We start from the raw sequence: 18,614 nt of genomic DNA, 5'->3' as shown, positions 1-18,614 counted from the left end.
GCACGCCAAAAGACCCTGGCAGCCTTGCACTGCCAGGGTCTTAAAGGGAGAGGCTCGACGTTAGTTGCGGTCGGTATTAGCCATGTCGAGGACGTTGAGGCGGCGGTCCAGCTCTTCCTCGGTCAGGTCGTCGCCGATGAAGCCGAGATCGATGACGGTCTGACGGATGGTCTTGCCTTCCTTGAGGGCGGTCTTAGCCACCTTCGCGGCGTTCTCGTAGCCGATGGCAGAGTTCAGGGGAGTCACGATGGACGGGGAGGACTCTGCGAGGGTCTGCATGCGCTCGACGTTGGGCTCGATGCCGTCGACAAGCTTGGTGGCGAACTGGCGTGCCGTGTTGGCGAGCAGACGCGCGGATTCGAGGACGTTGCGCGCCATGACCGGGATGAACACGTTGAGCTCGAACTGGCCCTGCGTGCCGGAGAATGCGACGGCTGCGTCGTTGCCGATGACCTGGGCGGAGACCTGCGTTGCGGTCTCGCACAGGACCGGGTTGACCTTGCCCGGCATGATGGAGGAGCCCGGCTGGAGGTCCGGGAGGTGGATCTCGGCGAAGCCGGTCAGCGGGCCGGAACCCATGAGGCGGATGTCGTTGGCGATCTTGTACAGGGAAACAGCGACGGTGCGCATCGCGCCGGAGAACTCGACGAGGCCATCGCGGTTGGCCTGTGCCTCGAAGTGGTTGCCGGCTTCGGTGAGCTCGTTGATGCCGGTGAGGCTCTTGAGTTCTTCGGTGACCTTCGCGCCGAAGTCAGCCGGGGTGTTCAGGCCAGTACCGACTGCGGTGCCGCCGATCGGCAGCTCGCCCAGGCGCTCCAGGGTAGAGGTGACGCGGGCGATGCCTAGCTCGATCTGGCGTGCGTAGCCGGAGAATTCCTGGCCGAGGGTGACCGGGACAGCGTCCATGAGGTGGGTGCGGCCGGACTTGACCACGGACTTCCACTCGTCGGCCTTCTTTTCCAGGGACTCCTGCAGGACCTTCAGGCCCGGGATGAGGTCGTTGACGGCTGCTTCGGTGGCGGCGACGTGGGTCGCGGTCGGGAAGGTGTCGTTGGAGGACTGGCCCATGTTGACGTCGTCGTTCGGGTGGACCTCGACGCCATTGTTCTTGGCGATGGACGCGATGACCTCGTTCGTGTTCATATTCGACGAGGTGCCCGAACCGGTCTGGAACACGTCGATCGGGAATTCAGCGTCGTGCTTGCCGTCGGCGATCTCCTTGGCAGCTGCGATGATGGCGTCTGCCTTGGCTGCGTCGAGCGCGCCGGAGGCCTTGTTGACGGTCGCGCACGCCGCCTTGAGCAGGCCGAGCGCACGAATCTGCTGAGCTTCGAGACCGCGGCCGGAGATGGGGAAGTTCTCTACCGCACGCTGCGTCTGCGCACGCCACAGAGCCTGCGCGGGAACCTTCACTTCACCCATGGTGTCGTGCTCGATGCGGTATTCCTGATCAGCCATTATCTTCCTTCGTGTGAGTCGCGTACACGTCGCGAAACGAGCCGGGATGCGGGTTGTTTCGCGCGTGCCTTTCCACCCGTGATTATGCCCCAACCGGAGGTGTTCGGGCATACAAATGCCCGGATGGTGCCCCCGCTTTGAGGGGGAGCGTTTAGTTGAACGGGCCGGAGTAGTCGATCGCGGAGTACTCGCGCAGCTTCGACAGCTTGTGCCGGGACTCGACGAGGCGGACGGTGCCGGACTTCGAGCGCATCGCGAGCGAACGGGTGGTTGCGCCGTCAGCGCGGTAGGACACGCCGCGGAGCATGTCGCCGTTGGTCACGCCGGTGGCGGCGAAGAAGCAGTTGTCGGAGCTGACTAGGTCGTTGAGGCCCAAGACGCGGTCGAGGTCGTGGCCGGCGGCGAGAACCTTCTCGCGTTCTTCGTCAGACTGCGGGGCGAGCATGCCCTGGATTTCACCGTCGAGGCACTTCAGTGCACATGCGGTGATGACGCCTTCCGGCGTGCCGCCGACGCCCATCGCGATGTCGATGGAGTTGTTGTTGCGCGCTGCGGCGATGGCGCCGGCGACGTCGCCGTCCATGATGAAGCGGACTTTCGCGCCTGCTTCGCGGATCTCGGAGACGAGCTGGGAGTGGCGGGGGCGGTCGAGAACGACGACGGTGACATCGCGCGGGTCGATGCCCTTCGCCTTGGCGACAGCCTGGATGTTGTGCGCGACGGGCGCGGTGATGTCGATCTTGCCGGCGCACTCGGGGCCGACAGCGATCTTGTTCATATAGAACGCGTCGGTCGGGTCGTACATGGTGCCGCGCTCAGCGGCTGCGATGACGGAGATGGAGTTGGGGCGGCCTTCGGCCATAAGCCGCGTGCCGTCCACGGGGTCGACGGCGATGTCGAGCGGTGCACCCTGGCCGTTACCGACGTTCTCGCCGTTGTAGAGCATCGGCGCTTCGTCTTTTTCGCCTTCGCCGATGACGATGACGCCGTCCATGGTGACGGAGTTGATCATCTTGCGCATGGCATCGACTGCGGCGCCGTCGCCCTCGTTCTTCTTGCCGCGGCCGACCCACCGGCCGGAGGCGAGCGCCGCCGCTTCTGTCACGCGAACGAGTTCCATCGCGAGGTTGCGGTCCGGAGCTTCAACGGAGTTGGACATTGTTTGTGCCTCCTGGGCAGTGGGGGTGATACGTCGGTGAAATGATGACACCTTTCGGCCCATTCTGGCACCTTTGCGTGTCCGGTATGCCCGGTTTCTCACCTGATTGGGGGCGACGGTCTTATTTCGGGAGTGTCGGCGCGCCGTGTCATACTGTCTGGCGTGGCTAAGGAGAAACCCCGGATTTTCCAGGACGGCAGGGACATGACGATCAATGTGATCGTCATTGTCTTGCTGATGATCGGCGCTGTCGGGTTCACCGGCATGTGCAGCTTCAGTCCAGGTCGCCCGGAAAACGGCCCAGTGAAGGAGGTCGACGGCGCGACGTTCATGGGCATGGAGGCCCGTGCCGCGCAGTTCCCGGTGCGTTTCCCGCAGATGCCGGAGGGCTGGGTGAATAACTCGGCGCGCCGCACGACGATCGGTGAGGCGCCGGCACCGGTGGTGGGCTGGGTGACTCCGCAGGAGGGGTACGTGCAGCTCACGCAGACGGACGTGGACGTGGATACGGCAGTTGAGCGCATCGATTCCGCGCCCCGCGAGGAATCAGGCACACAGCTTATCGACGATTCCCACCACGCCACCGTCTACTCTTCCCCCGAGGCAGACATCCGTGATCTGTGGGTCGTGGATTTGGGCGATGTGCGCCTGCTCGTGAAGGGCGAAGCAGTAGACGATGAGTTCCGGGAGCTGCTCGCTGCGACTATCGCGACGGAGCCGTTGCCTGTAGAGGGAGACGCAGACACAGACGCTGGTACTGAGACCGGAGCAGCTTCTTAGTTTTCCTAGTTTTCTTCCGGTTCTTCTTCGTGAGAGTCTGCGGCGGAGCCGAGGGCGGTTTCGACGCGGCGCTGGGCGCCGTCGAGAAGCACTTCGCAGCGTTTCGCGAGGGCTTCGCCGCGTTCCCAATACTTGAGTGATTCGTCGAGGCTCATTTGGCCGAGCTCGAGGATCTTGACGGTCTCGATGAGCTCGTCGCGGGCCTGTTCGTAGGTGAGAGTGGTGGGGTCGGGGAATGCCTCGTCGCCCGGGGTGCCTTGTCCGAAAGTGTTGTCTGCCATTGTTTTCTCCTTGAGTTATTCGGCGGGTGTGGTGGCCATGCCAGCGGCGGTAATCGAGCCGTCGCCGACGCGGATGCGGAGCTGAGAGCCCGGTGGTGCTTGGTCGATGCTGGTGACTACTTGTGCTTCAGTGCCGTCGCGGGGCTGGACCTGAACGACGGCGTAGCCGCGCGCGAGCGTCGCGGAAGGGCCGAGTGCTGAGACCTGGGCGCGCAGGGCGCGGACCTCAGCGGATTCGGTGGAAATGAGCCGCGTGATGTCGCGGCGGATGGACGCGCGGGCGCGGTCGAGCTCGTCGCGGCGCTGGGTGATCGGTGTCAGCGGATTCGCCATGACGGGGCGGGAGCGCATCTGGCGCAGACCCTCGCGTTCGCGGCTCACCCACCCGCGCAAGGCGGCGGCCATGCGGGAACGAGCTTCGGCGATGAGCTCGAGTTCAGCGGCGACATCGGGGACGACGCGCTTGGCGGCATCGGTCGGTGTGGCGGCGCGCAGGTCGGCGACATTGTCCAGCACCGGATTGTCGGGCTCGTGGCCGATCGCGGAGACGACAGGAGTCTGGGCGACAGCGACAGCGCGCTGGAGGACTTCCTCGGAAAAGGGGAGCAGGTCTTCGACCGAACCGCCGCCGCGGGCGATGATGATGACGTCGACGGCAGGGTCGGCGTCGAGAAGCGTGAGCGCGTCGACGACCTCCGGAACGGCGTTAGCTCCCTGTACTGCTGTGTTGATGACGCGGAAGTCCACGGCCGGCCACCGGTCCTTGGCCACGGACATCACGTCGCGCTCGGCGGCGGAACCGCGGCCGGTGATCAGGCCGATCCTGTTGGGCAGATAGGGGAGGGGGCGCTTGCGGGAGACGTCGAAAAGCCCCTCTGCGGCGAGCATTTTGCGTAGCTGTTCGATCTTGGCCAACAGCTCGCCCTCGCCGACGTGGCGGATCTCCGTGATCCACATCGAGAACGACCCGCGGCCGGCGTAGAACGCGGGCTTGCCGCGCACGACCACGTGGTCGCCGTCCTTGAGCTGCGTCGGCATGCTGCGCAACAGCTCCGTCGACGCGGTGAGCTGCAGACTCATCTGCTCCTGCGTGTCACGCAACGTCAGATACGACAGCTTCCACGTCGGCTTCATGTTGACCTGGGTGAGTTGCCCCTCGATCCATAGCCAGCCCAGCCGCTCAATCCACTGCTTGACCGTCTGGTTGACCTTTGACACCGACCACGGAGTCTCAGGTGTGCTCTTCGGCGGCCCTCCCGCCTGTTGTCCTGCCATCAGCTAGCGCCCCCTTTCTTCTGCGATTCGATGCTGCTCGAGCAAGCCAGCTTACCTTTTAGACTGCCTTTCCATTACCCTTGGTTCCATGTCGACAACCGGAAAAAACGTCCTTCTTGCAGCCCCTCGCGGATACTGTGCCGGCGTGGACCGCGCAGTCGAGACCGTGGAGAAGGCGCTGGAGAAATACGGCGCCCCCATTTATGTCCGCAAAGAAATCGTGCACAACAAATATGTTGTGGAGACGCTGTCGCAGCGTGGCGTGATCTTCGTCGAAGAGACTGACGAGGTGCCGGAAGGCGCCCACGTGGTGTTCTCCGCGCACGGCGTGTCCCCGGCTGTTCGCGAATCCGCCCAGCAGCGCAACCTCATGGCGCTCGACGCATCGTGCCCGCTGGTGACCAAGGTGCACAACGAGGTCAAGCGTTTTGCTCGCGACGGCTACCACATTCTGCTCGTCGGTCACGAAGGCCACGAGGAGGTCGAAGGCACCGCGGGCGAGGCGCCGGATGTCGTGCACCTCGTCGACGGCGTCGAAGGCGTCGAGGCCGCCCCGGACTTCCCTGAAGACCAGAAGCTGGTGTGGCTGTCGCAGACCACGCTGTCGGTGGACGAGACCATGGAGATCGTCACCCGCTTGCGCGAGAAGTACCCGAATCTGGAGAACCCGCCGAGCGACGACATCTGCTACGCCACCCAGAACCGCCAGGTCGCGGTGAAGGCGATCGCCGAGCGCGTCGAGCTGATGATCGTGGTCGGCTCCCAGAACTCGTCGAATTCCAAGCGCTTGGTGGAAGTCGCTCTGCAAAATGGCGCGGATGCCGCTTACCTGATCGACTACGCCAACCAGATCGATGACACGTGGCTCGCAGGCGTCGAGACCGTCGGTGTCACCTCCGGCGCATCGGTGCCGGAGATCCTGGTCCGTGAGGTCGTCGAGTACCTGGGCGAGCGCGGCTACGACAACGTTGAGCAGGTCACCACGACGACGGAGACCATCACGTTCGCGCTGCCCCGCGACCTGCGTGCGCCGCGGACAAAGGCTTAAGAGCTAGGAGTCGTAGAGGTCGTCGCTAAGCTTGCGGCTCAAGCCGCGGCTGCTTTCGCCGTCTGCTTTCTGGCGCTCGGCGCGGCGCGCGAGGAGCTCTTCGACGGTGACTTTCTTGTCTGAGCCGCGCTGACGCAAACGGGAAGCCTCGTGGCTCGTGCGCCGGTTCGTGGCGCTGACGCTGCGGCGGTGGCGTTCTTCGTGCGCGCGGATCTCTTCGTTCTGCTTCTTTAGCAGGCGGTAGCGCAGCAGCGCGATGAGGATCGAGCCGAGCACAGTGAAGAGCAGCACTGGGAAATACTGCGTGAGCGGGTACAGGATCAGAACCGCAGAGGTCTTACCCAGCGAGGTTTGACCTTCGGGGAGCTGGAAATGCGCGATCAACGTGCCGGTGAGCAGCAGGAAGAACGTGTACAGCAGCGGGATCGACGCGACGGTGACGAAGAGGCCGCGGGGGTTGACGAACGTGGTCACCACGATGGACGCCACCGTGAAAAGCACGAGGAACGGCAGGCCGACTGCTTCGTTGTACAGCGCGATCAACCCGCCGGTGACGAGCGCGGCGACGATGATGGCGATGCCGGAACCCGTGGAGAAGCCGGACAGCGTCGATGAAGACGTGGACGACGAGCGGGGTGAAGCGTGAGACACGCTGAAACATGTTACCTGCCGGCTTTGCCAGCTCCGTGTTCACTCGGCCCGTCTACCCCCATTTTTCTTCGGCGGGGTCAGCGTCGGTGCGCGGTAGCGCTGTGCGCGTGCGGGTGGACACCGGGTTCAAGGTGGCGGGCGCGGCGGATGTGTGCGCGGGGACGTTGAGGTCTTTGAGGCGCCGCGCGGTGACCATGACGCGCGAGTCCATGGAGCCGAGTGTTGCGTTGAACGCTTCGACGGCCTTGTCGAGGGAGGCGCCGAGGCGGTTGTAGTGTTCCGCCATGGTTCCCAGACGCGTGTACAGCTGCGAGCCGAGGCGCTGGATTTCGTGAGCTTTTTCAGCGGCGGTCTCGTGCTGCCAGCCGAGGCTCACGGTGCGAAGCAGCGCGAATAGCGTCGTCGGGGTTGCGAGGACGACACCGCGGGAGAAGGCGAAGTCAAGCAGTTCCGGGTCTTGCTCGAGAGCGGCGTCGAGAAAGGGGTCGGCGGGAATGAACAGCACGACGAATTCCGGGGTGGGCGAGAACGCTTCGAGATAGCCTTTCGACGCCAACGTGGTCACATGGCCCCGCACCAGGTGGCTGTGCCGGCGCAGGTAGCCCTGCTTTTCTTCGGGGTCTTCCGTGCCAAGGGCGTCGAGGTAGGCGCCGAAGGGAACCTTCGCGTCGACGACGATATTGCGGCCGCGGCTGAGACGGATCACCATGTCGGGGCGGACCATGCGCCCGTCGACCATGGCGGTGGCCTGGACATCGAAATCGCAGTGCCGAGTCATGCCGCCGAGCTCCACGACGCGTTCGAGTTGCATTTCACCCCACCGCCCGCGGGTATTGGGGGAGCGCAGCGCTGCGACGAGCTGATCAGTGCGGTCGCCCAAGCGTGACGACGCCCTTGTTACCGCCTGCACTTGCCCCGCCAGCGCCGAATATGCGACGGCACGGTCCTCGTCCATCTCACGCAGCTGCGCCGAGAGCTGTTCCATGGTGTGGCCGAGACGGTCGAATTCGCGTTGGCGCTGCGCTTCCAGGGCGCGGGTCGCGGGGGAGGGCTCGACGTCGTCGGGGTGGGGCGAGCGGGCGGACTCGTGAGCCGGGGTGCGCCGTTGTATCCGCACCGCGTAGAAGGCGGCGCCGACAAACACGCCGGCGGCGAATGCGAGTACGGCGACGATGAGGATCAAGCTGACGGCAACGGTGGTGCTCATGCACCACACAATTGCATACGGCTAGGACACGTCGTCGTCGCCACCCTTACGCGAGCCGAACACATTTTCGATTCGCCAGTCTTTTGGTGAGCGCAATGAGATGCCTTTGACCTGTTTTGCCAGGGCTGATGCACGACGGCTGCGTGGCGCAGCAGGAGCCTGTTCCCGTTCGTCGTCGTCCTCGTCGACGGTGGGCGGGGACCAGGCGTGCTGGGACAAAAGGTCGGTGCGGGCTGCGTCGCTTTCACGCTCCTCGGCTTCGGCGAGCGCGCGGCCGACATCGGTGGCGAAGGTGAGATCGGCGGCGCTGACTTCGCCTGCGTGTAGACGCAGCATGTCCTGGATATAGCGGAACACCACAGCCAAGGTCGCTGCGACGGGCACGGCGAGGAAAGCGCCGACGAGACCGAAGAGACCGCCGCCGACGGTGACGGAAACGAGGACGATCACCGGGTGCAGCTTCATGGCGCGGGACTGCAACAGCGGAGATAGGACATTGCCTTCGAGTTGCTGCACGGCAAGGACGATGGCCAGCACGATCAGTGCCTTGGTGAAACCGAGGGAGACCAGGGCGATCAGCACGGCAAGGGCACCGGCCACGATCGCGCCGACGAGAGGAATGAACCCGGCGATGAAGGTGATCACGCCCAGTGTGAACGCCATCGGTACGCCGAGGATCCAGATGCCGATGCCGATAAAGAGGGCGTCGATAAGCGAAACGACGGCTTGCGCGCGGATGTAGCCGCCGAGCGTCCCCCCCGCGCGGGTGAGCAGCTCAGTCGCGTGCAGGCCCGCGCGGCCGCCGGTGGCGCTGCGTACCCACGGCAGGAATTTCGGCCCGTCTTTGAGGAAGAAGAAGGTCAGAACCACGACAACGACCAGGGTGATCGACATCGATGTGGCGGTGCTGATGCCGCTGAAAATGCCGCCGGCGATGGCGCCCGCCCGGTCTTGCATCCACGTGGCCACGTCTTGGACGATGCTGTCGACTTGGCCCGCGTCGATATTGAACGGCAGGCTGTCTTGGTTTTGCAGCCAGAGCTGGAGTCCTTGAATGCCTTGGCCGGCCTGAATCACAAGAACCCGTGAATTGCGCAGGATATCCGGGAGGATGATGGCCACGAAGAAGACCAGCACGGCGAAGAAGATCAGCAGCGAGAATAGTGCGGCGAGCCCACCGGGGACTTTGTGTCTGCGCAGGAAATTCGTGATCGGGGAGAGGACCGTGCACACGATGAGAGCGAGAATCACCGGGAGGATTCCGGCCCAGAATTTCCCGACGAGGAAGAAGGTCGCGCCGAGCAGGATGACGATGATGAGCGTCCGCAGCGAGAATTGCGCGGTGGATTTCATCCAGGAGTTCACGATCACAGATCGGTCGACACGGTTGCCGTATTCGTGCACGTCGGCGGAGCCGTTCGACTGGGCGTCCGTCGCTTTGACCTTCTCAGCCAGCGTCTGCGCGTCGTCGGTCACGGTTTCTTTGCCCGCTTCGGGGTCAGTGTGTGCAGAACTCACGCGCCCTATTGTGCCCTAACCGATCGGGGTGCAGGTACGGGTTCGCACTTCGCTTTTCGACGAGCGCCCCAAAGTGACCTGTGCTACATTCTTGTGCGCAGACGCAGGAGAAGCTGTATTTTCCCTGTCTGAAGCGTCTCCCGTACCGCCTTCCGCCGATTGATGTTGATGAGGTTGCTATGCGCCTGAAGACCACTGTTGCAGCCGCCGCGCTGACGGTAGCCCTGGCCGGTTCGACTTTCGCGGTGCCGGAGGCATCCGCGCAGGCACAGGGTGGTCCGATCACCTTGAGCTCGCTGCAGATCGGCGCGGATGCTGCGGCCGTGAACTTCGCGTGGCGCACCACCTACCGCGGTGATGAATTCGTCCGTTATTACAAGACGAGTGAGGGGTCCGAGTCCGCGGAGACCGTGCGTGCGCACTGGAAGCCCGGCGCGGCGCGCTACCGCGCGATGCACGCAAGCATCTCGGGCTTGGAGCCCGGCACGCAGTACAGCTACGAGCTCGGATCCGAGGAGGGCGGGTGGAGTGGCACAGCCACATTCACGACGCAGAGTGCGTCGGATAGCTGGAATTTCCTGGCATTTTCCGACGCCCAGATCGGAGCGAGCCACGATAACGCCAGCGATGGTGCCGGCTGGCAGCAGACCCTGACGAACGCCACGCAGGCGTACCCGGATTCCGCGTTCATCTTCCACGACGGCGACCAGGTCAACGCCGAATCGGACCCGGTGCTGCAATACGAGCAGTTCCTTGCGCCCGACGAGCTGGACCAGTACCCGCTGTCGGTGTCCAAGGGCAATCACGAGCTGCTGCTCGATCTGGGGCAGCACTTCCATTCGCACTTCAACTTGCCGAATGCACGGCGGGCGAACTACCACTTCGAGCGCAATAACGCCCTGTTCGTGGTGCTCGACTCGAACCAGCCTGTCTCGGCGATGGAGGACAATGTGCGCCGGATGGTGAAGGCGCACGGTGCCGGCAAAGACTGGATCATCGTCGGATTCCACTATGCGCCGCATTCCTACGGCGGGCGCTACGACGAGATCAAGCAGCGGGTGATGCGCAAGGATCTCGGGGCCACGATGTCGGAGTTGGGCGTCGACCTGGTGCTCAACGGCCACGACCACATGTACAACCGCTCCCACTTGATGGATGGGGAGACCCCGGTCGTCCCGGAAAACCCTGCGCAGCCGGGCGACGTCCTTCACCCGCAGGATGGCGAGGTGCTGTACCTGACCATGAACAGCCCGTCGGGCTCGAAGTTCTACAAATTCAAGGGCAACGACGGCCAGCGTTACGACGACATGACGCCGGAGCGTGCTCGCGAGCTCGGTCTCGAACAGCCCACCATCGCGTACTTCAGCCAGGACCGCACTCCCGATTACACGGCTGTCGAAATCACGCCGGACACGCTCGTCGCCCGCACCCACAACTCGGACGGCACGCTTGTCGACGAAGTCACGCTCGACCACCGCGCGCCGTCCCAGCCAGGGGAGGGGGATTCGTCGGACACGAATGACACCGATACGGCCGCTGCTTCCGCAGGCTCGTCGACTGGGGGCATTGTGGCCGTGATTCTCGCTCTGCTCGCTGTCGGGCTGGGTGCCGCTGCGGTGCATTTCCAGCCGCAGATCCGCGACATGCTCGCCAATATCCGTTTCTGAAAATTAGAAAGAAGACCCACATGACTCTCCGCCGTCCATCCGCACTGGCTGCTGCGTCCATGACGCTGGCACTGACCTGCTCTTTCGTCGCTGTTCCTGATGCTGCGGCACAGTCCACGGGCACGAACAAGGCGACTGTGAGCCACATCGGCGTCGGTGCGACATCGACGGACATGAACTTCTCGTGGCGCGCGACGTCCAACGGGGACGAAGCCGTTAAGTACTACCCGTCCGGTCATCCGGAAGAAGCAAAGACCGTCGCGGCGAAAGAAGCCGATTACGGCGCGCTGCTCTACCGTTCTATGCACGCGAGCATCTCCGGGCTGCAGCCGGGGGCCGAGTACACCTACCAGATCGGCTCCGACAAGGGCGGGTGGACCGACCCGGAGACCTTCCGCGTGCAGGCCGAAGGCGACAGCTGGTCCTTCCTCAATTTCGCCGACGCCCAGATCGGCGTCGATCTCAAGGTCGAGGAGCAGGCCGATGCGTGGCGCACCGCCGTCAAGCAGGCGACCGGAAAGTACCCGAACTCCGAGTTCATTCTGCACGCCGGCGACCAGGTCGAGGGTTGGGGCAACCCGATCAAGCAGTGGGAAGCGTTCTTCTCCGCGGAGGAGTTGAAGAACTACCCGGTCGCGCTGACGAAGGGTAACCACGAAACCTACAATTTCTCGGATAAGCACTTCGACGAGCACGGCAACCTCCCGAACCGAGACGGCCGCACCGCGAACTACTTCTTCGAGCGCAACAACGCACTGTTCGTCGTGCTCGACTCGAACGAGAGCTCGAAGGGCGACATCGAAAAGCATGCTGACTTCGTGCGCAAGACCGTCGCCGAGCATGGTTCGGGCAAGGACTGGATCATCGCCGTCATGCACCACGCGCCGTTCAGCCACGGCTCGCACGCGATGAAGGACTCGGACGTGAAGGCGCTGCGCAAAGGGCTCGCCCCGGTCTTCTCCGAGGCGGGCGTGGACATGGTCATGTCCGGCCACGACCACATGTACAACCGTTCCCACCTGCTGAACGGGCTCACCCCGACGGTGCCGGACGCGCGCCCCAATGCCGGCGACGTGCTGAAACCGAAGGCCGGCGAGGTCCTGTACGTCACCACCACCACGGCCGGTGGCGGCAAGTACTACGACTTCCACAGCCCCGACGGTAAATCGCACCCGGAGATCACTGACCGCTCCCAGACCGAGGGCACGGACCTGCAGGCCAAAGAGATCGCTTTCTGGACCCAGGACAAGACCCCGGATTACGCCGTCGTGGACGTGGATAAGGACAGGCTGACCATGCGCACGTTCAATGTCGCGGACCATTCGCTTGTCGACGAATTCACCCTGGACAAGTCCAGCACCGACCGCCCCGCGCCGGGGACCGTCGACCCCGGAGTTGTGACCCCGGGCGGCGGCGACGCAGACGAAGATGGGTCTAGCGGCTCGTCTGCCGGCGAGATCGACGCTTCTTCTGCCGTCGGTATCGGCATCGGCATCGCCGTCCTGCTCGGCCTGATCGGCGGGGCAGTGCTGGCTGCCCCGCAGCTGCGCGAAATCGCCGCTCAGGTTCCGCAGCTGCGCCAGTTCGCCGACCAGTTCGGCATCAAGCTCTAGTCGCTGCCTCTTCGCGCACGCTTCGTCCACGCCCCATCCACGCCCGTCGCCCGGGCTGGCTGGGGCGTGCGTTATCATTGGCCACCGTGAGCCTTACTCTTGGAATCGTCGGCCTGCCCAATGTGGGCAAGTCCACCCTGTTCAACGCACTGACCCGCAACGAGGTCCTGGCGGCCAACTACCCGTTCGCCACCATCGAGCCGAATGTCGGCCTGGTGCCGCTGCCGGACAAGCGCCTCGACCGCTTGGCTGAGATCTTCGGCTCCCAGGAGATCCTGCCGGCCACGGTGTCCTTCGTGGATATCGCCGGCATCGTCAAGGGCGCCTCTGAGGGTGAGGGCATGGGCAATGCCTTCCTCGCAAATATCCGCGAGGCGGACGCGATCTGCCAGGTCGTGCGCGCGTTTTCTGACGACAATGTCATTCACGTCGACGGCCAGGTGGATCCGGCCAGCGACATCGCTGTGATCAACACCGAGCTCATCCTCGCTGATCTCCAGACCATCGAGAAGGCGCTGCCGCGCCTGGAGAAGGACGGCCGCAAGGACAAGGACCTCGCCGCCGAGGCCGAGGAAGCAAAGAAGGCGCAGGCCATCCTCGAGAACGACACGACTCTCTTCGCAGCATCCAAGGCCGGCGAGATCGACCTCTCTCTCGTTCGCGACCTGCACCTCATGACCGCGAAGCCGTTCCTCTACGTCTTCAACTCCGACGAAGGCGTGCTCACCGACGATGCGAAGAAGCAGGAACTCCGCGAGCTCGTCGCCCCCGCCGAGGCCGTCTTCCTCGATGCCCAGACCGAGACCGAGCTCCTCGAGCTCGACGACGAGGATGCCGCAGAACTTCTCGCGGCCGTGGGCCAAGACGAGCCCGGCTTATCGACGCTTGCTCGCGCCGGTTTCGAAACCCTCGGTCTCCAGACCTACCTCACCGCCGGCCCCAAAGAATCCCGCGCCTGGACCATCCACAAGGGTGACACCGCGCCCAAGGCTGCCGGCGTGATCCACACCGACTTCGAGAAGGGCTTCATCAAGGCCGAAATCGTCGCCTTCGATGACCTCGACGCGCTCGGCTCCATGGCCGAAGCCCGCGCGAACGGCAAGGTCCGCCAGGAGGGCAAGGACTACGTGATGGCTGACGGCGATGTCGTGGAGTTTCGTTTCAATGTAACCTAAATGCGCTATGAATAGCGTATGACTACACGCGCTGCTATTTACCTCCGTATCTCGTTAGATGCTGCCATGGACGGCCTCGCCATCGACCGGCAGCGTCAGGACTGCGAAGCCCTCGCCGAGCAACGCGGCTGGGACGTCGTGCATACCTACGTCGATCAATCGATCTCTGCATCAAAGAAGGACGTGGACCGCCCCGACTACGACGCGATGGTGGCGTCCTTTGAGCGCGGCGAGATCGACGGATTCTGGAACGCTAAGGCGCGTTCTTATTTCACCGTGAATCGGTGCCATACTTCGACTGTGACCGTCAACGGCAGAACGCAACGAAGCATCAACACCCGCGGCGGCCAGAAGTCGATCGCCGAGCTTTGGGCAACGAATTTGCCGGGCACTAAGGACAGCTACTACTACAACTTCTGCTAGAACTCATGCGCATTCGACCCCTAGTACTTGGGCTTTTGAGCCTACTTCTTGCTGCAGTCATCGCGACTACTGGGTGGCTGCTGACAGCCCTGGTTGACTCCACCAAGCCCTTGTCCTTAGGGGTCGAATCAACCTTTAGTCTTGACTACGTCGAGCCTAAGACTTCACTCGCGGAGGAACTTGAGTCAGACTACGCACCGACGGTAATCCGTAACTCACTGGTTTCATTGGCCGAGCAGAACGGCTACTCCATCTACCGGCTGACTGGCACCGATGACGCAAGCGGGACTTCCCACGAGGTTTTCATCCCGCTGGAGCAAAATTATCCAGCACCGGAACGCATTCCCCGGCTCAACCGGCCGGATGCCTTGAGCCAAGCGTCCAGTGAGCTTGGGTCGCTGGATTACCACGGTGACTACGTCTTGGTTCCCAAAGCAACGGGTGGCAATGCGAACCACTTCTACGAATCGGCCAGGAATGACGGGCTCAGGCTAAGCGAAAAGACGCAGTTCCTTCACCTCATCCAATCGGTCGTATTCCGCCTGCCCGCGTTGGTGGCGATCCTGTTTCTATTTGTCGTTTCCCTTTTTGCCCTGGTATTTGTTCTTCGGGTTTCCGGTCTTAGATTGGCAGCGCTGCGCACAATAAATGGCGGGCACCGCAGTCAAAAAGGCAATTGGCGGCAATGGACCTTTGTCATCCTCCCGCACCTAGTTCTCATTGGCCTTGCGAGTACATTCCTCGCCCGCCAAGGGAGCTATTCTTTTGCCCTCCTGTTCCTCAGGTTCTACGCCGCCGGGATAGGCTTGGCCCTGGCTACCACCGGTTTGGCCGTAGCCGTCACCGCCCCATTGTTGCGCCGCGCAGTAGCGCTGCTGGGGCAGCGTGCCCCCGCAGAGAAGGCGGCGGGAAAAGCGCTGAAAGTAATTTCGGTCTTTACCTGCGTGACCTTTGTAGCAGCGGGTCTTAGCTCAGCGGCTGCGCTCCGCTCCTACCAGCAGGAATCCGAGGCCCAGCAGACCTGGAAATCTCTCGCGGAGTTTGGAGCCTTGCATTTTTCAGCCAACTTCGACGGCCCTGCTGGCCGCGTGGAAGGAGGCGAGCTCTTGCCGCCCAGTCTGCAGCAGAACTTCCGCGACTTCGCGCTCAGCTGGGAACGGGAGCACGGGGCTGTCCTCAGCCATACTTTGCCGAAAGAAGGTACCGGTGTGCCGGACTCCTGCCCCGTGGCACTTGCTAACCGCCAATGGCACGATCTGCAGGATTATCAGTTCCGTCCCGGAGACGACAACCACTCGGTCGACTATTCCGCAGCCCAAGAGCATTTCGCAGCTTCCGTGGATCTGTGGGCTCAGGAATCCGGCGACCTGCTCCTTAAATCTGCGCAAATTGGTCCGGTCAGTGCCGATCATGCGGTCGGATTCATTAGTGGAACAATGTCGGGGGAACTGGTTCCCGGCGATTGTTTTTACGTGCTTGAAACGGACGATCTATCCGGCTTCGACGCAGACTTCCTAAGCTCCACAGCTTCGAGTGAAAATTTGCTCTTCGCGGATTTCTCGGAACTGGGTCCAGAACTTACCGCTGCCGGCCTCGAAGGCTACGTCTACCCGGTACGCGCCGCCGATCGCGGTCTGGCCGAACTAGTAGCCAGCACGGCGCTGTTCTGGCTGAGTATCCTGAGCGCCCTCGGAGCTTTGCTCGCCACGCTTGCGGCCTTGATAGTCCAGGCGCGCATCCAGCTCCGAGTTCACCGTCGCCTCCTGGTACTCCTCCACAGCGCTGGGCAATCACCGGACAAAACGATGTGGCGACTATTCAAAAGCCAACTGGTCAGCCTGACAGTTGTCGTCATATTGTCCGTCCTGGCTCCGCTACTGCTTCCCAACCCGTTCCTCTACACCTTCACCGCGCTAAGCTGCCTTGTCTTAATCGTCTACCTCGGTTTTGTCCGTCTCAGTATTTCTCAGCACATGTCCGCCTCCCCTAGGAGTCACAATGTCATTGGCTAGCCCCAATCAGCCCCCCACTCTGCCGCCGGAGATTTCCACCTCTCATCTCTGTCTCGCCGCGGAGTCGACTTTTTCTGTGGGGCGCAGCACGCGGATGGTGAAGAAGTCCCTCGTGGAAAATGCAACGTTTTCCCTACCCGGGCCAGGCTTTGTCGCCATCTGTGGAGCCAGCGGTTCCGGAAAGACTTTGCTGCTCAACACCTTGGCCGGGCTCCTGCCGCCGGCGGACGGCCTCCTCCGGATAGACGGTGAGAATGCCTCCGCGTGGAGGATGAAGCGGAGGCGGAGGTTCTGGCGAGAACGCGCAGCGATAATCCACCAAGACCACGGAATCATTCCCGAACTAAGCTGCGAAGATAACCTCACCCTCGGGCTATCCAGGAAGCAATACTCCAAAGAAGAATTGCTGCACTCCCTCGGCGAAGTCGGTCTTGATGTCCCCTTCGACGGGCCGGCAGCTATTCTCAGCGGAGGCGAGCAGCAGCGGCTGGCGATCGCCCGAGCCCTGCTCCGCGGCGCGGCTTATGTGTTCGCTGACGAGCCGACCGCCTCCCTCGACCCCACTAACCGCGACCAAGTTATCGCGCTCCTGCGGCGAGCTGCGGACGGGGGCGCACTCGTTCTGGCCGCCACGCACGATGCCGCAGTTATTGCTGCCGCTGACAGCACCTTGCGCATCAATGATCGCCAGGTCACAGTCTCCGGCTCTGCGCGGGATTAAATCGCGATGCCCGCGGCCTTGGCCACCTTCCGGTACCCGGCCGCATGGTCCGCGACGCTGGCGTGGGCGTTGAGTCCGCTGGAGTTGTCGAGCACGGGCCTGACCCCCGGAAAGTAGACACGTCGGGGGTTAGCTATGCTGCTTGGGTCAGCGTAGCTGACTGAGCAGGCGCAGATGGCAAAGGAGCTTATCGAGGGCGGTAAGTCCGTCAGCGCTGTAGCGCGCACCTTCAACGTCTCGCGGCCGACGATCTATCGCGCTCTCAAGCGCATCGAAGCCGACGCTTAGGCACAGGCTGCGTCGCTAGCGCCCGCACCCGGCAAGCCGAGCACCAGGCTGCGCTAGCGACGCTCGGCGCACATGAGTGCTGCACTGCTGGGATACGCCTGCGACCGGCAGAGCCGGGCCGAATACGGGATTGACCACGTACACCCCGTATTCGTGCAAAGGAGCACTGCCATGTCCACTCATTCCCACACGCTTGCATCCCACGGCGAGATCCTCGCGAACCTCCCCGGCATCCTCGGCTTCTACCCGAACAACTCGCTGATCCTCGCGTTCTTCGTCGACGACGAGGGTGTCGACACCATCCGCCTCGGCCCGGTCGCACGGTTCGACCTGGACGAAGCTGTTGCAAAGCTCACCGAGAGCCGCGAGCGGTTCGCAGCGTGGGTCCACCACCTCGAACTCGACGCTGTTATCGCGTACATGATCAGCGACGACATTGCACAACCGATCTTTGACGAAACGGCCACGTACCTCGCCAGCGGGGCAGTGCACCTACCGCCGCTGCTCGGGGTGGTGCAGGTGCCTGAGATCGTCACCGGGGCTGCGTGGTGGTCTGTGTATCAGCATCCGCTCATCGACGAGCCGCGCCACGGCGTTGTCGGCGAGGTCGCCGCATCGGCGGCGCTGCGGCAGATGCTAGAGCACACCGGCGAGCTGCCGGAGCCGAGCAAAGACGACATTGAGGCACGGTTGAACAGCACCGATCACGGCATCGACGCCGCCGAGCACGCCGACATTATTGAAGACGCGCTGGCCTACGTCCCGCCCATGTTCTCAGACATGCTGCAGCGTGAGTATGAGCAGGCGGCGGCAGGGATCACCCAGCCGAGCACTCGCGCTGTTCGATCTGCGCTGAAATGCTTCACCACGCCGCGCTTGCGAGACACGCTGCTTGCCGCACTGCTCGATGAGCCGCAGGCTGGCCTTGCGTTCATAGAGAAGGTTATGCGTGCTGTCCCGACCAGCTGGCCGGGGATGCGGGCGCAGCTCACCGCCACTGTTGCCGTGCTCGCTCACGCCACAGGCCAGCCGGGACTAGCTGGCGTGGCTGCGCAGCGAGCCACCGAGATCGGGCCAGACGAGAACTTCCCGTCGTTGGTGGCGAAGCTCACCGACATCGGCCAGGGCGAGCGGATGGTCGAGCTTGTCCGCGAGGGCGCCGAGAAGACCCGTACCATCTTGTTCACCGAGTAACACCACCTACCCCGTTGTGAACTGGCCCCCGAAAGTTGGACTGGTTTAATTCTAGGCGGTTAGGGGTTCAAGGGTCTGATTCCGATATTGCATCGGGGTCAGGCCCTTGAGTCGTTGTTGGATGCGTTCGGTGTTGTACCACCC

18 protein-coding genes are annotated in these 18,614 nt (G+C 63.2%); 10 read left to right on the top strand and 8 right to left on the bottom strand.

The features are described 5' to 3' along the window. Positions 1–60: 60 nt before the first annotated feature. On the bottom strand, positions 61–1,458 hold the full coding sequence (locus tag J5Y21_RS03970; RefSeq protein ID WP_210573062.1) for a class II fumarate hydratase: 1,398 nt from the start codon (positions 1,456–1,458) through the stop codon (positions 61–63). A 151-nt stretch (positions 1,459–1,609) separates the two neighbouring features. Further along, complete coding sequence (glpX, locus tag J5Y21_RS03965) at positions 1,610–2,617, bottom strand: class II fructose-bisphosphatase (RefSeq protein WP_210573061.1); 1,008 nt, start codon at positions 2,615–2,617, stop codon at positions 1,610–1,612. Positions 2,618–2,779: 162 nt separating this feature from the next. Between glpX and J5Y21_RS03960 the strand changes: the two genes are divergently transcribed. Then, on the top strand, positions 2,780–3,397 hold the full coding sequence (locus tag J5Y21_RS03960) for a DUF4245 domain-containing protein (protein ID WP_210573060.1): 618 nt from the start codon (positions 2,780–2,782) through the stop codon (positions 3,395–3,397). Positions 3,398–3,402: 5 nt separating this feature from the next. Here J5Y21_RS03960 and J5Y21_RS03955 read toward each other — a convergent pair whose 3' ends face one another. Both J5Y21_RS03955 and xseA read right to left on the bottom strand, forming a co-directional pair. Next, complete coding sequence (locus J5Y21_RS03955) at positions 3,403–3,678, bottom strand: exodeoxyribonuclease VII small subunit (RefSeq protein WP_210573059.1); 276 nt, start codon at positions 3,676–3,678, stop codon at positions 3,403–3,405. A gap of 15 nt (positions 3,679–3,693) precedes the next feature. Beyond that, on the bottom strand, positions 3,694–4,953 hold the full coding sequence (gene xseA, locus J5Y21_RS03950; RefSeq protein WP_210573058.1) for an exodeoxyribonuclease VII large subunit: 1,260 nt from the start codon (positions 4,951–4,953) through the stop codon (positions 3,694–3,696). 88 nt (positions 4,954–5,041) lie between these two features. Here xseA and J5Y21_RS03945 point away from each other — a divergent pair, with 88 nt between their 5' ends. Continuing rightward, a complete protein-coding gene (locus J5Y21_RS03945; protein WP_210573057.1) occupies positions 5,042–6,001 on the top strand; it encodes a 4-hydroxy-3-methylbut-2-enyl diphosphate reductase in 960 nt (319 codons plus the stop codon). Positions 6,002–6,004: 3 nt separating this feature from the next. Here J5Y21_RS03945 and J5Y21_RS03940 read toward each other — a convergent pair whose 3' ends face one another. Genes J5Y21_RS03940 through J5Y21_RS03930 form a run of 3 tightly spaced genes read right to left on the bottom strand, consistent with a single transcriptional unit; the run spans position 6,005 to position 9,377 of the window. Next, positions 6,005–6,652, bottom strand: a complete 648-nt coding sequence (locus J5Y21_RS03940; protein ID WP_210573055.1) for a DUF6542 domain-containing protein — start codon at positions 6,650–6,652, stop codon at positions 6,005–6,007. 52 nt (positions 6,653–6,704) lie between these two features. Further along, positions 6,705–7,859, bottom strand: a complete 1,155-nt coding sequence (locus tag J5Y21_RS03935; RefSeq protein ID WP_210573053.1) for a DNA recombination protein RmuC — start codon at positions 7,857–7,859, stop codon at positions 6,705–6,707. A gap of 21 nt (positions 7,860–7,880) precedes the next feature. Continuing rightward, positions 7,881–9,377 carry an AI-2E family transporter gene (locus J5Y21_RS03930; protein WP_349236926.1) on the bottom strand — a complete coding sequence of 499 codons (1,497 nt, stop codon included), beginning with the start codon at positions 9,375–9,377 and terminating at the stop codon, positions 7,881–7,883. A 179-nt stretch (positions 9,378–9,556) separates the two neighbouring features. Between J5Y21_RS03930 and J5Y21_RS03925 the strand changes: the two genes are divergently transcribed. The 8 genes from J5Y21_RS03925 (at position 9,557) to J5Y21_RS03885 (ending at position 18,470) form a co-directional block, all read left to right on the top strand. Next, entirely contained in the window at positions 9,557–11,044 is a 1,488-nt protein-coding gene (locus J5Y21_RS03925; RefSeq protein WP_210573052.1) for a metallophosphoesterase family protein, read from the top strand. Positions 11,045–11,064: 20 nt separating this feature from the next. Beyond that, positions 11,065–12,657: a metallophosphoesterase family protein gene (locus tag J5Y21_RS03920; RefSeq protein ID WP_210573051.1), complete on the top strand. Its 1,593-nt coding sequence runs from the start codon at positions 11,065–11,067 to the stop codon at positions 12,655–12,657. A gap of 86 nt (positions 12,658–12,743) precedes the next feature. Continuing rightward, a complete protein-coding gene (gene ychF / locus J5Y21_RS03915) occupies positions 12,744–13,832 on the top strand; it encodes a redox-regulated ATPase YchF (RefSeq protein ID WP_210573050.1) in 1,089 nt (362 codons plus the stop codon). An 18-nt stretch (positions 13,833–13,850) separates the two neighbouring features. After that, positions 13,851–14,255 carry a recombinase family protein gene (locus tag J5Y21_RS11655; RefSeq protein WP_246874935.1) on the top strand — a complete coding sequence of 135 codons (405 nt, stop codon included), beginning with the start codon at positions 13,851–13,853 and terminating at the stop codon, positions 14,253–14,255. Between the two features lie 227 nt (positions 14,256–14,482). Continuing rightward, positions 14,483–16,267, top strand: a complete 1,785-nt coding sequence (locus J5Y21_RS03900; protein ID WP_246874934.1) for a hypothetical protein — start codon at positions 14,483–14,485, stop codon at positions 16,265–16,267. A 112-nt stretch (positions 16,268–16,379) separates the two neighbouring features. Then, entirely contained in the window at positions 16,380–16,988 is a 609-nt protein-coding gene (locus J5Y21_RS03895; RefSeq protein WP_349236925.1) for an ATP-binding cassette domain-containing protein, read from the top strand. Positions 16,989–17,162: 174 nt separating this feature from the next. Continuing rightward, entirely contained in the window at positions 17,163–17,276 is a 114-nt protein-coding gene (locus J5Y21_RS03890; RefSeq protein WP_175935304.1) for a helix-turn-helix domain-containing protein, read from the top strand. 171 nt (positions 17,277–17,447) lie between these two features. After that, positions 17,448–18,470 (top strand): DUF4192 domain-containing protein, encoded by a 1,023-nt coding sequence (locus J5Y21_RS03885; protein WP_210573048.1) that lies wholly within the window; start codon positions 17,448–17,450, stop codon positions 18,468–18,470. A gap of 51 nt (positions 18,471–18,521) precedes the next feature. Here J5Y21_RS03885 and J5Y21_RS03880 read toward each other — a convergent pair. Further along, a partial coding sequence (locus J5Y21_RS03880) for an IS3 family transposase (RefSeq protein WP_210573289.1) occupies positions 18,522–18,614 on the bottom strand: 93 nt, incomplete at its 5' end.

The sequence above is a fragment of the Corynebacterium sp. Marseille-P3884 genome (assembly GCF_017942225.1).
Classification (GTDB): Bacteria; Actinomycetota; Actinomycetes; order Mycobacteriales; family Mycobacteriaceae; genus Corynebacterium.
This window is presented reverse-complemented; position numbering and strand designations above follow the sequence as displayed.